The sequence below is a fragment of the Leptotrichia massiliensis genome, from assembly GCF_900104625.1.
Taxonomy (GTDB): Bacteria; Fusobacteriota; Fusobacteriia; order Fusobacteriales; family Leptotrichiaceae; genus Leptotrichia; species Leptotrichia massiliensis.
The window spans coordinates 1,488,461-1,504,279 of sequence record NZ_FNVZ01000005.1 but is presented as its reverse complement, the minus strand read 5'-3'; the positions used below and the strand labels follow the sequence as shown (position 1 = coordinate 1,504,279).

Below are 15,819 nucleotides of genomic sequence, written 5' to 3'. Positions count from 1 at the left end.
AATTGGTTTAGAAAAATAGTTTCACTTGTAGAAGTTAAGAACTAATATGAATTTCTAAAGAAAAAGTTATAAAAAATGAACAAATTATAAATGAATATCGGAAAAGTCTTTTAATTAACATGACTTTTTCGATTTTTATATAAATAATAAAAAATACAGGAGGATGTTAGGATGACGGATATTGAAATTGCTCAAAATGCGAAATTGAAAAAAATCGGTGAGATTGCAGAAAGTATTGGACTTACAGAGGATGATTTTGAGACGTACGGGAAGTATAAGGCTAAGGTTAGTTTGGAAGTATTGAAGAAAAATGCAGGGAAAAAAGATGGGAAATTGATTTTGATGACGGCTGTTACTCCTACGCCTCCGGGGGAAGGGAAGTCTACTGTTACTGTTGGATTGACTCAGGCGTTGAACAAGTTTGGGTATAAATCGATTGCGGCACTTAGGGAGCCGTCTTTGGGACCTGTGTTTGGTATGAAAGGTGGAGCTGCCGGTGGTGGAATGTCGCAAGTGGTGCCTATGGAAGAGATAAATTTACATTTTACAGGGGATATTCATGCAATTTCGGCTGCACATAACTTGATTTCTGCGTGTATTGACAATCATATACATTTTGGAAATGAACTTGATATTGATGTGAATAATATTACTTTTAAACGTGTGCTTGATATGAATGACAGAAATTTGAGAAGTATTGTTGTTGGGCTTGGACCAAAAGTGAATGGCGTGCCTCGTGAAAATTCGTTTCAGATAACAGTTGCTTCAGAAATTATGGCGATTTTCTGTCTTGCTGACTCTATTACTGACTTGAAGGAAAGAATTGGGGAAATAGTTTTTGCGTACAACAGAAAAGGAGAAATGCTCAAAGTTAAGCAGCTTAATATTCAAGGAGCAGTAGCGGCACTACTAAAAGATGCGATAAAGCCTAATTTGGTACAGACTTTGGAAAACACGCCTGTATTTATTCATGGTGGGCCTTTTGCAAATATTGCACATGGATGTAATTCGTTGCTGGCTACAAAAATGGCATTGAAATTGTCTGACTATGTGGTTACGGAAGCTGGATTTGCGGCTGATTTGGGGGCTGAGAAATTTTTGGATATAAAAGCTAGGCTTGGGAACTTGGAGCCAAATGTTATTGTAATCGTTGCGACAGTTCGTGCGTTAAAGCATCACGGCGGAGACAAGGATTTGAAGTCGGAAAATATTGAAACATTGACAAAAGGGCTTGTAAACCTTGAAAAACATATTGAAAGCATGCAAAAGTACAATTTGCCAGTTGTTGTGGCAATTAACAAATTTATAACTGATACTGATGCTGAAATTCAAGTGATAAAAGACTTCTGTGCAAAAATGGACGTGGAAGTTGCTAACTGCGAAATCTGGGAAAAAGGTGGAGAAGGTGGAAAAGAGCTTGTGGAAAAAGTTATGAACGCCATTGAAAAGAATGAAAAATCAGATAAAAAATACACTCCACTTTATGATTTGAACTTGTCAATTCAGGAAAAAATTGAAAAAATTGCAAAAGAAATTTACGGAGCAGATGGAGTGAACTTTGCACCAAAAGCACTTAACAATATTAAAAAATACGTAGAAAACGGCTACGACAAATTGCCAATATGTATCTCAAAAACACAAAAATCATTGTCAGACAACCCAAATCTGCTAGGACGACCAACAGGCTTCACAATTACAATCAATGAAGTAAGACTATCAGCTGGAGCAGGATTCTTAGTAGCAATGGCTGGAGAAATTATAGATATGCCGGGATTACCGAGAAAGCCAGCGGCAGAGTTAATTGACATTGATGAAAATGGAGTAATTTCAGGATTATTTTAGAAAAAGGATACAAAAATGGGAAATACAAAAGTAAAAATGCGAAGACGGGACAGAGAAATTACAGACAATGAAAAAATAAAAGAAATTATAAAAGCCTGTGACTGTTGCCGTCTTGGCTTAAATGACAAGGGAAAAGTCTACATTGTACCACTAAATTTTGGCTTTACCGAAGAAAATGGAAACTATACATTTTACTTTCACGGTGCAAGAACAGGGAGAAAACTTGATATAATAAAACAAAATAACTACGTAGGATTTGAACTTGACACAAATCACAAAATTTACACAAAAGGTGATAAAGCCTGTGATTACACTACGAGATTCCAAAGTGTGATTGGAAATGGGAAAGTTGAGATTATTGAAGATTCACAGGAAAAAATGAAGGCACTGCTCGAATTGATGAAACATAATACTGGAAAAACAGAATGGGAGTTTGACGAGCAAATGTTGAAAGCGGTTTGTGTGTTTAAACTTGTGGTTGAGGAGATGAGTTGTAAGCAGCATGAGTGAGTAAAACTTTATATAAGAGATTGAAAGGAATAAAAAGTGGAGAACTTTAATTTAAATAATTTAAGTAGTTATGATTTTGAATTATTGTGTCGAGATATTATGAAGAAAAAGTTAGGGCTAGATACAGAACTTTTTACATTTAAAGCTGGAAAAGATCGTGGAATTGATATTTGTAGTTTAGAAATTGATAGTCCTAAAGTAATGATACAAGCTAAACATTATATAGGATCAAAATTTTCAGATTTAAAAAAAGTAATGAATAATGAAAAAGAAAAGGTTCAAAATATTAATCCCAAAAATTATTATTTGATAACAAGTTTAAAACTTAGTAAAAATAATAAAATAGAAATAATTGAAATTATAGGTGAGAATTTCATGAAAGATATTTCTCACATAATATCTTATGAAGATATAAATAGGTTTTTAGATGACCCTCAAAATATAGATATTTTAAAAAAACATTATAAACTATGGCTTTTTTCTACTAATGTATTTGAGCTAATACAAAGTAGAGATATTTTATTTGATGAAGAAATGTTTATGTGTGAAATTGAAGAGGAGAGTCGTAAATTTGTAAAAACAGATTTTTATGAAAAAATATTAAAAATATTAAATAAAGAAAATTTAGTAATAATTACTGGTAATCCTGGAACTGGAAAAACTACTTTATCTAAGATGTTAGTATTAAATTATATAGCAGAAGGCTATAAAATAAAAATTTCAAGTATTAATGATATTTCAAAAATAAAACAAAGTTTATCGTTAAATAAAGAAGAAAAACAATTAATTTTATTAGATGATTTTTTAGGACAGCATTATTTGGAATTAGATAATAAAAAAATTAAAGAAGTGTATTCAACAGTAAAAAATATTAAAAAAAATTATAAAAATACAAAAATGATTTTAAATAGCAGAATAATAATTTTAAATGAAGCTAAGGAAGAAGAAAATAAATTTAATGATTTTATAACTGAAGAAGAAAACAAAAGAATTTTAGTAGATACCAATGAAATTTCTTATTTAGATAAAGCTAAAATTTTATACAATCATTTATATTTTTCTGGAATGGGAAATGATTTTTTTGAAGAAATAAAAAGAGATGAAAATTATTTTAAAATTATAGAACATAAAAATTATAACCCTCGGATTATTGAATATATGACAATAAATAATAGATTTAAAGAACCTAAAAAATATATAAAAGAGTTTTTGAAAAATTTAGAAAATCCGAGTCAAATTTGGAAAAGTCAGTTTAAAAAAATGAATGAAGAAGATAGAATTTTTTTGTTTACATTATATTCTCTTACAAATTATGGTATAGAAGAAAGAATATTAAAAGATGCAGTCAATAAAAGATTAACAGCTCGAAATAAAGACACTACTTTAAATTTTTTCGAGAAATCATTGAAAAAATTAATAGATTCGCTAATAACAGTAAAATTACATGATAACAGGACTTTAATATCAGTTTTAAATCCTTCTGTTAACGATTTTTTTAAAAATGAATTAAAAAATAACTTAAATGAATGTTCTGATATTATTGAAAATTCAATGTATATAGAGCAGGTGTTAAAAATTTTGACATTTGAAGAAGTAAAAAATACCTCAAAAATAAAAGAACTTATAGAAGAAATATTAATGAATAAGGAATTCTTGGAATTAAAAACAATCTATGATGATAATAATTTTATAGAAGAAGAATATTTAAGAAAAATTATAGAGTATGAAGTAAAAAATAAAGATATAGAAAAAAAGGTAAAAAGACTTATAGTTAAATATAAAAAATTTTTATTTGATTATGAGCTGATAGGAGAAAAATTTTTTGCACTTTATAAATTTTATAATTTAAAAAAAGAATTTTTACTAGTAATTCATAGAGAAAAAGATGAATTTAAAAGATTTTTATTAGATGATATAGAATTAGAAGAGTATATTCAAATTTTAGATTTTCTAAAAAGAGAAAAAATTAATATAGAATTTATAGATATAAAAGATATTATGTTGTCTCATATTGAAAATGAATTAGGAGAAAAAATAGAACAATACATAGAAGAAGAAAGAGAAGAGATTTGGGATTTATTGGATAAAATTTATAACTATAACTGGAATAACGAAGAGCTCCAAAATATTCTAAAAAATAAAGAAGTACAGATTTATTTGAAAAATCAAGAAAAAGAGATTATCTTAAAAATACAAAATGATTTAGAAAAAATAATAAAAAACAATAAAGAAATAGAAGAATTAATTTCAGATGATGATTATAAAAATATGGAAATTTCAATTTCAGATTCTCAAGAAGAATGTATAAAAAATTTAATAGAACATATAAACGAGGTTTGGGGTATAAAAATATCAAAGGATGAAATAGAAGAAAGTATAGCTTACTGTTATAATTTATTTAAAGAATATAGTATAGAGAAAAATGAAATAGAGAATGTATATTGTAGTAATTTTGAGAACTTAAAAAAAATAGATCAGTCTCATTTAGAAGATATTTTTAATTTTTCTTATGAAATATTTAAAGAAAATCAGAAAAATATAATTTTAGAAAAATTTCTTGAAGAACAATTTTATAATTTTAATATAGAAATTGAAGACTTGAAATGTCTAAAATTAATAATCAAAGAATTCAACATAATATTTGAAAAAAAAGATATAAAAAAAGTGGAGATTAGTAAATTCGAAGAATTGTTTAATAAAATATTTAGACAAGAGTTAGAACATAATCAGGAAAAAGAAAAAATTATAGAATTATTTGAAAAAAACTTATAAATTCTAGAATATGAAAGGTTAGAAAATGTCAAAAAAATATGATTTTGAAACAATCCTAAGCAGAAAAGGGCAAGGCTCGTACAAATGGGAGCAGATGTATGAAGTGCTTCCAGAGCTGGAAGACGATATTGTTCCGTTTTCTGTGGCGGATATGGAGTTAAAGATTGCTACTGAGATAACGGGAGGACTGAAAAAGTATATTGATGAAGCGGTTTTGGGGTATTCGGGGACTTATCCGAAATATTATAAGGCTGTTATAGGATGGATGGAGAGAAGGCACGGTTTTAAGGTGAAAAAAGACTGGATTTTGTGTACTCCTGGAGTGGTTTCAGCTATATATGTCGCGATTAAGGCTTTTGCGAAGGAAAATGAAGGTGTGATTACATTTACGCCTGTTTATTATCCGTTTTATAGTGCAATTACTTCAAATAAGAGAAAATTGGTGGATTGTGGATTAGTTGAGAGTAAAAATGAGAATGGCGAAGTCAAGTATTCTATTGATTTTGAAAAATTTGAAGAGTTTGCAAAAGATAAAAATAATAAAATATTGCTTTTGTGCAGTCCTCATAATCCCCTTGGGATTGTGTGGAGCAGGGAAGAATTGGAAAAGATTGGGAAAATTGCGGTTGAGAATGATTTGATTGTGATTTCTGATGAGATTCATTTTGATATTGTGATGGCTGGGCATAAACATACGGTTTTTCAGACTTTATCAGAGGAACTTGCTGAAATTACAATAACGTGTACTGCCCCTACAAAGAGTTTTAATCTAGCTGGATCAGGAATCTCAAATATAATTATCAAAAATGAGAAACTACGTAAAAAATTCAAGGCAGAGATGGAAAAAATGTCGATGCATGTTTTTTCAACATTAGCATATAAGGCATGTGAATTGGCTTATACAGAGTCAGAAGAATGGTTAGATGAATTTTTACTGTTAATTGATAAAAATCAGAAATTGGTAAATAAATTTTTTGAAGAAAGATTTGTAGATTTGAAGGCATCACTAATACAAGGGACTTATTTGCAATGGCTAGATTTTCGGGCATTGGGGCTTAAAAATACAGAACTCAAGGAATTTATGAATAAAAAATCAAAAATATTTTTTAGTGAGGGATATACATTTGGAAAGGCTGGAGATGGATTTGAGAGGGTAAATCTGGCTGTGCCAACGAAATATCTGAAGAAAATGCTGGAAAGGCTTTATGAAGTGTTAAAGGCAGAATTTCCACAATTTTGTAAATAGAATTTGATTTTATATTTTACTTTTTTAGGGATATTATGGTATAATATACGAGAAAACTAAAATTTTCTACTTAAAAAAATTTTAAAAAAGGATGGAGAGATATTAAAATGAAAAAAGTGAGTAACTTTTGGATTGACGAGTGGAAATGTTTTAAAAAGGATGAATATAGGAGGGGAAATTGTGACAAAAAAATTGGATAGTATTATGGAAGCTGGAAAAGAAAAAATTAAAAAATGGAAGAAAATGGAAATAGCAGCACTAGCATTGATTAATACAGTTGTAGCATTTAATGCAAGTGCAGAGCCATTAAATTTACCAAAGGAATATTCTGAAAATATTACGGTAAAAGGGCAGGAAAAAGATGTATTTGATTATGATTTTAATAGCGATGGAATAAATGAAAAAGTCGTTGTAACTTATAATGTAGTCGATAATTTGATAGGAGCAGTTGTTTCAATTTACACAAATCAAGGTGGGAAAGAAATATTAACTTATCAAATAGCTTTTGATAAAAAATTTAATGTTATGGAACTTCAAGCAATGCAACAAATGTTTGATAAAGTGAAGGAATATTATCCTGAATATTCTAAAAATATTCAACCAAATGAAACAAGATATATTACAATTTATGGAGATAATAAAAATAGTGACATAACTTTTGATAAAATGAAGTTTACTAATCATTCGCCAGATAATACGAATAATTTTTTATTTATAAAAAAAGGATCAAGTTTATTAGAAGCACCAAATGGGAATGCTGTGGCACATCTTAGCTTTAGTGAAAAACCTGAAATATTATTTGATATGGTATCAGACGCTGCAAATAACCAAACAAAATGGTATTTTACAGAATTTACAAAAAGAGCCAGTACAAATGTAAGCAGAAAAACTAATAAAGATAAGGATGGAAAGGTTGTTGCCGAAAATCCTACAACTGTTAAAGGGTTCATAGCTGGAAACGAAGATATGGTTTCGCCAAGAGGATTCTATTGGGATAAAATGATAAAAAAAATTGAGATTGTAAATAAATTCATTGATACAGCAATTAAAGGGAAAGAGGCATTATATATTATTACAGAATACAAACCTTTATCGCGTGATAAACCAAGTGAAAAGGATAAATTTGGAAATAAAAATAATCAAAGTATCATAGGTTATGCAAATTCTAAAAAAGAAGGCGAAATTATTAATATTCCTGACCAGACAATTTTTAAAATAATTGGTGAAGAAAATAATATGTTAAAAATTGAAACACCATTTTATGGAGGACCTTACTTTATTGAGAAAAAAGAAGGAACCTATAAACAAGTAGAAAATATAAAAGATGAAGTAAATAAATTTATTGCGATTGATCCACATAGTCAAACTGAAGCACTTTTCCAAAGAAATCCTGAAACTGGGAAATATGAAGTAGTTACATATTCGTATGTAACGACAGGAAAAGATGGGTGGGGTTCTTATGAAACGCCACATGGAGCATTCCTAGTAGCTTTCACAAGACCGTATATGACATTTACAAGACACGCAAGAGAAGGGGATAAAACTCTTCCTGGAAGATCAGACTTAACTATCGGAGGAAGTGCTAGATATGCAGTAAGATTCAGTGGTGGAGGTTATATGCATGGAATTCCTGTAGGACTTAATTTCAGAGGATCAACATTGAATACAGGAACGGCTCATAAAATAGGAACATACAAAGATTCTCACAAATGTGTAAGACACTTTGATGATCAGATTGAATTTATTGTTGGATGGATAAATGCAGACAGTAAAATCAAGGATAGAGATAACACGATACCTGAAGAGCCTGTAATAGCAGTAGTTTTATAAGATAACCTTAAAATAAACAATAAGGAGAAATAAATTTATGATAAATAAAATAAATTTACAAAAAATAAAATTTTCAATAGTAGCATTGATAATACTTTCTGTAATATCAACTAATACTTTTTCAGCACCAAAAGAAGCAAAAAAATTAGAATGGAAGCAGATTTCGCTCGAACCTGACTTAGATGGAGATGGAGTTAAGGATAAAATAGATGTGGATTATGCAGTAGAAGGAAATAATGTGTATTTAAAATTTACTCCATATGTATTTAATGAAAAAGCTAAATTTACAAAAGGAAAAAGTGTAGAAAAAACAATAACTAAATCTGAATTTGAAGCAAAACTTGATACCTTTATAAAAGGATTTATAGCCGAATATCCTAAAAAAGGCGGAGTACCGTCTGCACAAAATCAAAAAACACAGACTCCAAAACCAGAGAAAAAACAAGAAATAGTATTACCAGCAAAAGAGACTAAAACTAACGAAACAGACAAAAAACCTGTTTCGCAAAAAAAAAATACAGAGGATTCTAAAGGAAATCAGAAAAACAGCCCAGCCGTAGAAAATAATAAGCCAGAAGAAATTTTAAAACAATCTAATATGGAAAAGGCTCAAAATTCTGTAATTGAAAAAAAAGAAGATGAACCTAAAGAAAAAGAAATAAAAGAGACAGTAGAAGAACGTAAAAATACAAATTCATTGAGAGGGCAGTATTCATATGTTAAGGAATTTAATAGTCAAAGACCAAAAAATTTGACATTTAATTTTCAATATGATAAGCATTCTCCAAGAGAAATGGATGAGTTTGTATTTGTAAAAACAGCGACAAGCATAAGAAAAGAACCAAATTCTAATGCTAAAGCCATAAAGTCAGCAGCATATTCTCATAAATACAGAACAACAGGAATTGTTAAAACTAATACTGGAAATAAATCAGATGAATGGTATGAAGTATTTTTTGATAATCAGCTTGGGTATATTCCAAAATCAGCTGTTGAAAAACGTGAATTTGACTGGAACGATATGATGAAAAAAGTTGATAAAACAAATAAATTTATAAAAAATGCAGTTTCATCAAATAAAAAATTATACGTTTTAGATAACTATATACCTCTTGGCGGAAGCAAGTCAGGAAATAGAGATAAATTTGGAAACCGTCCAAATCAAAGTGAATATGGATACACTGATAAGAGTTTTAAAGACTACATAAACATTCCAGATAGAACAATTATGGTTATAGAAGAGGAGACAGATAAATACATAAAAGTAAAAATAGATGCTTATGATAATGGCGTTTATTATTTAAAGCCTGCTGCAAGAAAATATTTAAAAGATGCGGGAATTAACGGAGAAATAACAAGATTTATCTATGTTGACAGAGGCAGTCAGAATGAAATGGTTATAGAAAAAGCTGGAGATAACTGGAATGTAGTAACTTCTTCATTCGTAACAACTGGAAAAGATGCTGGAAACTCATTTGCTACACCTTACGGAACTTTTTTAATCGCTTATTCTAAACCTGTAATGCAATATACAGGCTCAGATAATAAGACAGTTGTAGGAGATGCAAAAAATGCCGTAAGATTTAGTGGTGGAGGTTACATGCACAGTATACCATCGGTTTTTGAACCAAAAAACACAAGAGAACAAAGAAAAGCTGCAACAGCTAAAAAAATAGGAACTTATCCAGAATCTCATAAATGTATAAGACATTATGATGATCAGATTAAGTTTATCTATGAATGGTTAGGAAATTCGACACCTGGACATTCAGAAGGATTTAGAGTGCCTAGTGTTCCTACAGTTATGTTAGTTAAATAATAAATTAAAAATTAATTCAGATGTTTGGGATATTCCATTAAAAATGAATATCCCTTTTATTTTAGAGAACTATACAACTTTTTTATTTTACTAAAAGGGGTAAAAAAGGGGCAGAATTGAATTTTTAAATTTTGTTCAAAATATCTATCATTCTTTTATTTTCTTCTTCATACAAGTGAGCATAGGTATTTAATGTCATTTTGATGTCCTCGTGTCCAAGCCTTTTGGAAATGGCTAAAATATTTACACCTTTCTGAATTAAAAAACTTGCGTGAGAGTGCCTTAAATCGTGCATTCTTATTTTTTTAACTTTAGATAGCTCTATATATTCAAGAAACCTTTTTCTAGCATATCCTCTTCCAAAATCAAACAATCTTTGGCTGTTTGCTGGCTTATAAATTCTATTTATTTGTTTTTTTAATAATTCAAGTGTTTTATTTGTAAGTGCAATTTTACGAATGCTACTCTCTGTTTTTGTCTTTGTTATAATATCTCCATTAAAACTTCTTGAAACTGTTTTATTAATATTTAATTTCTTATTTTCAAAATCCACATCTTTAATATTCAAAGCTATTGCTTCGCCAACTCTCATACCTGTCCAGAATAGCAGTGAAAAAAACACAACATCCTGTATATCCTCTATAATTGATATAAACTTTTGAAACTCTTCCAAACTCCAAATGGAAAACTCCCTAGTATTTTTTCTTGAACCAATCGTTTTTACTTTAGACATAGGATTAGATTCAAGATTGTAATATTTTACTGCAAAATTAAAAACACATTTCGCTTGGCTTTCAATAATTCTAAGGGTATTTTTGGAAAGGTTTTTTCCCAGAAGTTCATTTTGAAAGTTCCTGATGTGGTTTGTATTTATCTCGTTCATCAAAATATTTCCAAAAGTAGGCAGTATATAATTATTCATTAACTGTATTTTTCTAATAATTGTACTGTCTTTTACTTTTAGTCTGCAATCTTCCAAGTAAATTTCCCACATAGTTTTAAATGTTATATTTGAATTTGAAGCAAGTTTGTTTAAAAATTCTTGTTCCCACAATACTGCTTCTTTTTTTGTATTAAAACCGCTTTTCCTTTTTCTAATTGCTTTTCCTGTGGAATCAACAGTTCTTATTTCAACTTTCCATTTTTTATCATTCTTTTCTTTATAAACGGACATACGAATACCTCCTAAGCAATTTTGTAGCGTTCATTGAAATATTCAATTGCCACTTTTCCACGTTGCACACGTATTCCTTTTTGTTTCAATTCTTCATTTAACTCCCTAATCACTTTATATGCTTGGCTTAAACTTACTTCTAGTATTTTCATAATATCACTAGCATTATAAAAATATTTTTTTATCTTCATTATCCCTCTTTTCGTGCCATTCAAGGCTACATTTTTTCATATATTCTGCATATTCTTGTGCTTCTTCTTTTGTTTCGAAGTAATTGCCTGACTTATATATAGCGTCATCTCCTTCCACAAAAGTCTCAACTGTCTGTTCGACTTCAAAAAGAAAGTCGATGTAATAAAAATATCCTCCTCGTTCCGCTCTCCAACGTTTCTTAATACCATATTTTTCATTTATTACTCTTACTTTTTCTTTCAAAAGTTCTATATCAGAAGTTGGTACAGCGAATGGGAGATTGTCATATTTTTTTACAACTCCTAAAGTATAAAGTTGTTTATTTCTAATATCCCATCCAGGATATTCAAAACTTTTGGAATACTCTGTATTTACTCCTCTTTTTAAAACTTCTGTATTTTGTGATAATTTGCATATTATATAATCAATTCCGTCTTCTGTGATTAGTGTATCTATTATTTTTAATTCTAATACATCTTCTTTTTCCATTTTAATCCTCCTAATTATTTTGTTACAAAAAGTACCCTTTTCAATTAACCCTCTCTTTTATTAAAACGGGTCTCCGCTATCTTCATTTTCCGTAACTTCAACTGCATCTTCTATATCATCTTTGTTGTAAGTTTCGTTTTCATCAACTTCAACATGGACTGGGGTATCATCTAATTCGCTCGTATTTACTCCGCTTTCTTCTGCTTCGTACATTCCGCTTAATTCTTCAATAAATGCTTCTCTTAATGCTTGTGCTTTTGCTACTTTTGTTATCATTGTGACTGGTCGATTTTTCCAGTTTGTGTTTGGTGTTCCGTCTTTTTTAGTTCCTATATATTCATCAAAATTCACTTCAGCAGTAACAGGGTTATCCCAATCTTTTCGATAAACAGTACACCAAGCCCCAACCAATTCTTCTTTATCTTTTCTAAATATAGAGCCTTCACGTTTTATTAATTCTCCAGTTTCTTTATTTTCCACATATATCCCAACTTTTTTACCATTATATTGTGGATGTTGTATTGCCCTTTTTTCGATAGCGTCCTTTGCAACAACCACTGTTGCAGGGTCTTTATCAGTATATTTGATTAAATAGGCGTCCTTGACAAAAGGATTTAAATTTCTTGCCTTACACAGTTTCATAAAATACATAATTTCCTGATCTGTTACATTTCCCTGTCCACTTACCAAATATCTTTTTACAAGATTATTGCTTAACTTTACTTCGTCATTTCCTACTCTAAATACCATTAATCTATCATCATTTTTGTGTTTTTCGTTTCCTAGTCTTCCCATTTCTATATCCTCCTAAATTTGTTTGCTTTCTATTTTTATATATTCCAATCCGTAACTATCCACCAATTTTTTAAAGTCTTTCAGAAATTGGCTTGGAACTTTTGGAAATCTTAATGTAATATCGTAATACTTACTGTTTACAGCTGTTTTTTGAGTTTCCTTTATTTCATCGTTTTGTTGTTGTGCAGCCTTGATTGCTTCTTCTTTTTCTCGTTCTTTTTTTGCTTCAAGTTCAGCCAGTTCTCTTTGTTTTTCTTCTTCGGCTTTCTGTTTTAAATTTTCCTCAGTTTTTTGAGTTTCGTTTCTCTTTTTCTCGATCTCCTTAACTATTTCTGAATATTCTGAGTTCATTAAAAATTGTACAGCTTCAAAAACTATTTTAAATTCAATTCCCTTATTAGCTTTTTCTAATTCATTTTCGATAAACTGCTTCTTGTTTACCAAATTTTCTAGTTGCTCGGATAATTCAGATTCTATTTTATTCATAGTAAAAGTTTTATTTTTCCATTTCGGATTCTGCACAACGAACTGCTTTAAATTTTCATTTGTTACGAACATTCCGTTAATTTTTTTCTGTATTTCTTTTTGTTTTTCTTCCCATTGTTTTTCTTCAAATTCATCAATCTGTGTTTTAATGTTATTTGACAATGTTTTTACTTCTTTTTCCGAATCTTTTAATTTTTGAATAAAAGCGTTAATATCTTTTAGTCCTTCTTCTTGAACTCTTTTTCTAAATTCAGCAAGATTTTTTTCAAGTTTATTTAATTTTGTTCTTTCTGTTGCGGCTTCTTTTAAGCTATCCTCTGTTACAATCCAATTTTTGTAATGTTCTGTAACATTTGACATATATGTATCCAGCTGTTCAATATTACTTTCAACTTGTGCTGGAGTAATTTTTTTAATTACCAATTCCAATGTTTGTGTTTCACTCATCTTATCCTCCTATACTGCTAATTTTATTGTCAACGGCGGTTTAATGTCATTGACTATGAAACTGTTAAATTCAATTTCTTTTTGCTTTATCAACTCAATATCTTCTTCGTCACGTTCAATGAAATATTGCTTAATTTCGTGTTTATTATCTGCAAAAGCTAATTTTATATCAGCATACAATATCGAATATTTCCATCCAGTTACATACAGATAATGCTGGATTTGCAGATAATATTCAATCGGAATATCATTTTGCCATTTATCCTTGTAAATTTGATATGAATGGCACGTTGCCGTCTTAATTTCCAGAACTCCCATTTCTCCCATTTCGTTTTTTAGGGTTCCGTCAAGATTAGCACTCATAAAACTAAATTTAAGACTTTCAAGCGTTTTTTCAAGTTTACCCACAATGTAACTAGGGTTATTGATTTTAAAGTGTTCTATAAGCAGATTTTCGCTCAATTTGCCACGTTGTACTGCCTCGTTATCACTTAAATCTTCCTGTTCACGCCTGCCTGTTTTTTCTTCCCATAAAGTTACGGGATTTTTGTATTCATTATAACCCATTATGACACTCACATCGCTTCCTCCAATGTGCTTTCGCCTTATGTTGTGCCATTCTTCTTCGTTTTTATAACTTATTTCTTTATATTGCATATTTCTCCTTTAAAATCTTTAAATCTATTAGGCATATACCACAGCAACATAGCCACCAAAAATGGAGATACCACATTGCCTCCTGCTATCCAATGCCCTTTAACTCTAATTACTTCAATCTGAATCCAAATTGATGTCAGTATCAAAATCATCCATTTTGTTGCATTCGCTGTTGTTAGCATTTTCTTCCTCCAGTTCCTTGATTTCTTCCTTATCCATTTCTTTTTCCAGTTGTTCTCTTATGCTCATATCTCCTCTCTTTCTATATTGTAATTTACTATTTTAAATTTATTTTTATTTGTTATCTTTTTAAATTTAACTTTGATTATATTTCTATCTTTTGTTTCCAATTCCAGTGTTCTTTTATTCCTGTCAAGTGTATAAGACTCAACAGAATAATATTTTCTGAAAATTGATTTTACTTTTTTGCAATCTGTATTAATTCAGTTGCTTTTAAGCTGTTCAATTCTTTTATTAATTTTTCATTCGTTTTAATCACTCTCCTAATTCTTTTATTTTTAGTTTAAATTCCTTAATTTTTTGTAATACATCTTCTTTTCCATAAAAACAAGAAACTTCACAGTCTGAATATCGAACAGGTTTAAAGTATTTCTGTTTTTTCTTAAATCCTCTTAGCCAGAATCCATAATTTGTAAGTTCGATTGTAACTGATACTTGAGGATTATTTCCTCTAAGTTTTCTAAATTCCTCTATTGCTTGCTTTTCTTCTTTTTTATATTCCATTTAGCCTCCTAATTTTAGATTTTTAACAGCATTATAGATAAGTTTAATTTGATATATTGATATGCTTTTTTTGTTACCAGACTTGCTTTTAAAGGCTGTAAAAATCTTGTTTATTAATATCTTATCCAAACCCACAACAGTAATTGTTATAAGCTTGGTAAAACATCAATTACTTTTTAAATAATTTTTTGATTCTGTTTTTCAGTTTTTTGTTTTCTCTTTCCTTTAAAACCTTTTTGTTGTTTTCGTTTACTATTTGTAACGCTTCAAATTTCATCTTTCTACCTCCATTTTGTAATTGTTTTTCTTAGCCATATCCATTAAATTGGTATATGGTATATAAATATTTTTTATTCCCAAAGTTTTTATAAGATACATTTTTATGGGATAAAAATGTTTTCTTTGCATTATAAACTTATCGTTTTTGTATAAAGTGTATTTCATTTCACATCTCTCCTAAACTAAATTTTCGTTTTCTTCCTACAATTACACATTTTATATTCGATACATTGTGAATCATATCGGATTTTTTCATAATCTTTACCAAATCTTCGTTTCCATATTCTGATGGGCTTAATTCGTATTCATCGTATATTCCGTCGTATTCAAAACCTTTTATTTCGTCTTCTGTTATGTCAGGAATTTTCTTTTTCAGCTCTTTGAAACCACTATCATAGTATTCCATTTTGGCTATGCCTTGTTGTGGGTAACCAAAGCAATTTTCTTTTGCCCATTTTTCAATTATTTTTTCTTTTTCAGTCATTTTTTATCATCTCCTTTTCATCCGTTTTAATCGGATTAATTTAATAAAAAAAA

General features: G+C 29.3%; 16 protein-coding genes. 6 read left to right on the top strand and 10 right to left on the bottom strand.

Annotation, left to right across the window (positions count from 1 at the left end; translation table 11 throughout):
• The first annotated feature begins 171 nt into the window (after window positions 1–171).
• The 6 genes from BQ5344_RS11225 (at window position 172) to BQ5344_RS11200 (ending at window position 10,019) form a co-directional block, all read left to right on the top strand.
• Entirely contained in the window at window positions 172–1,842 is a 1,671-nt protein-coding gene (locus tag BQ5344_RS11225) for a formate--tetrahydrofolate ligase (RefSeq protein WP_071125385.1), read from the top strand.
• A 15-nt stretch (window positions 1,843–1,857) separates the two neighbouring features.
• Window positions 1,858–2,352, top strand: coding sequence for a pyridoxamine 5'-phosphate oxidase family protein (locus tag BQ5344_RS11220; protein WP_071125384.1), 495 nt, complete (start codon window positions 1,858–1,860; stop codon window positions 2,350–2,352).
• A gap of 36 nt (window positions 2,353–2,388) precedes the next feature.
• A complete protein-coding gene (locus tag BQ5344_RS11215) occupies window positions 2,389–5,124 on the top strand; it encodes an nSTAND3 domain-containing NTPase (RefSeq protein WP_158663027.1) in 2,736 nt (911 codons plus the stop codon).
• A gap of 25 nt (window positions 5,125–5,149) precedes the next feature.
• Window positions 5,150–6,370, top strand: coding sequence for a MalY/PatB family protein (locus BQ5344_RS11210; RefSeq protein WP_071125382.1), 1,221 nt, complete (start codon window positions 5,150–5,152; stop codon window positions 6,368–6,370).
• A gap of 180 nt (window positions 6,371–6,550) precedes the next feature.
• On the top strand, window positions 6,551–8,200 hold the full coding sequence (locus BQ5344_RS11205; protein ID WP_071125381.1) for a L,D-transpeptidase: 1,650 nt from the start codon (window positions 6,551–6,553) through the stop codon (window positions 8,198–8,200).
• Window positions 8,201–8,237: 37 nt separating this feature from the next.
• Window positions 8,238–10,019 (top strand): L,D-transpeptidase family protein, encoded by a 1,782-nt coding sequence (locus BQ5344_RS11200; RefSeq protein ID WP_071125380.1) that lies wholly within the window; start codon window positions 8,238–8,240, stop codon window positions 10,017–10,019.
• 124 nt (window positions 10,020–10,143) lie between these two features.
• Here BQ5344_RS11200 and BQ5344_RS11195 read toward each other — a convergent pair whose 3' ends face one another.
• The 10 genes from BQ5344_RS11195 to BQ5344_RS11160 form a co-directional block, all read right to left on the bottom strand.
• Window positions 10,144–11,193: a site-specific integrase gene (locus BQ5344_RS11195; protein WP_071125379.1), complete on the bottom strand. Its 1,050-nt coding sequence runs from the start codon at window positions 11,191–11,193 to the stop codon at window positions 10,144–10,146.
• Between the two features lie 11 nt (window positions 11,194–11,204).
• Complete coding sequence (locus BQ5344_RS11190; protein WP_205408004.1) at window positions 11,205–11,384, bottom strand: helix-turn-helix domain-containing protein; 180 nt, start codon at window positions 11,382–11,384, stop codon at window positions 11,205–11,207.
• Entirely contained in the window at window positions 11,359–11,874 is a 516-nt protein-coding gene (locus BQ5344_RS11185) for a hypothetical protein (RefSeq protein WP_071125378.1), read from the bottom strand. Before BQ5344_RS11185 ends, BQ5344_RS11190 begins: the two co-directional genes overlap by 26 nt.
• Window positions 11,875–11,934: 60 nt before the next feature.
• A complete protein-coding gene (bet, locus tag BQ5344_RS11180) occupies window positions 11,935–12,669 on the bottom strand; it encodes a phage recombination protein Bet (RefSeq protein ID WP_071125377.1) in 735 nt (244 codons plus the stop codon).
• A gap of 12 nt (window positions 12,670–12,681) precedes the next feature.
• Complete coding sequence (locus BQ5344_RS11175) at window positions 12,682–13,602, bottom strand: DUF1351 domain-containing protein (protein ID WP_071125376.1); 921 nt, start codon at window positions 13,600–13,602, stop codon at window positions 12,682–12,684.
• A gap of 9 nt (window positions 13,603–13,611) precedes the next feature.
• Window positions 13,612–14,259, bottom strand: a complete 648-nt coding sequence (locus BQ5344_RS11170) for a YqaJ viral recombinase family protein (RefSeq protein WP_071125375.1) — start codon at window positions 14,257–14,259, stop codon at window positions 13,612–13,614.
• 114 nt (window positions 14,260–14,373) lie between these two features.
• Complete coding sequence (locus BQ5344_RS12535) at window positions 14,374–14,508, bottom strand: hypothetical protein (RefSeq protein WP_268872983.1); 135 nt, start codon at window positions 14,506–14,508, stop codon at window positions 14,374–14,376.
• 246 nt (window positions 14,509–14,754) lie between these two features.
• Window positions 14,755–15,003 (bottom strand): hypothetical protein, encoded by a 249-nt coding sequence (locus tag BQ5344_RS11165; RefSeq protein WP_071125374.1) that lies wholly within the window; start codon window positions 15,001–15,003, stop codon window positions 14,755–14,757.
• A gap of 273 nt (window positions 15,004–15,276) precedes the next feature.
• Window positions 15,277–15,447, bottom strand: coding sequence for a hypothetical protein (locus BQ5344_RS12235; RefSeq protein WP_158663025.1), 171 nt, complete (start codon window positions 15,445–15,447; stop codon window positions 15,277–15,279).
• A gap of 1 nt (window position 15,448) precedes the next feature.
• Window positions 15,449–15,766 carry a hypothetical protein gene (locus BQ5344_RS11160; RefSeq protein WP_071125373.1) on the bottom strand — a complete coding sequence of 106 codons (318 nt, stop codon included), beginning with the start codon at window positions 15,764–15,766 and terminating at the stop codon, window positions 15,449–15,451.
• Window positions 15,767–15,819 lie beyond the last annotated feature (53 nt).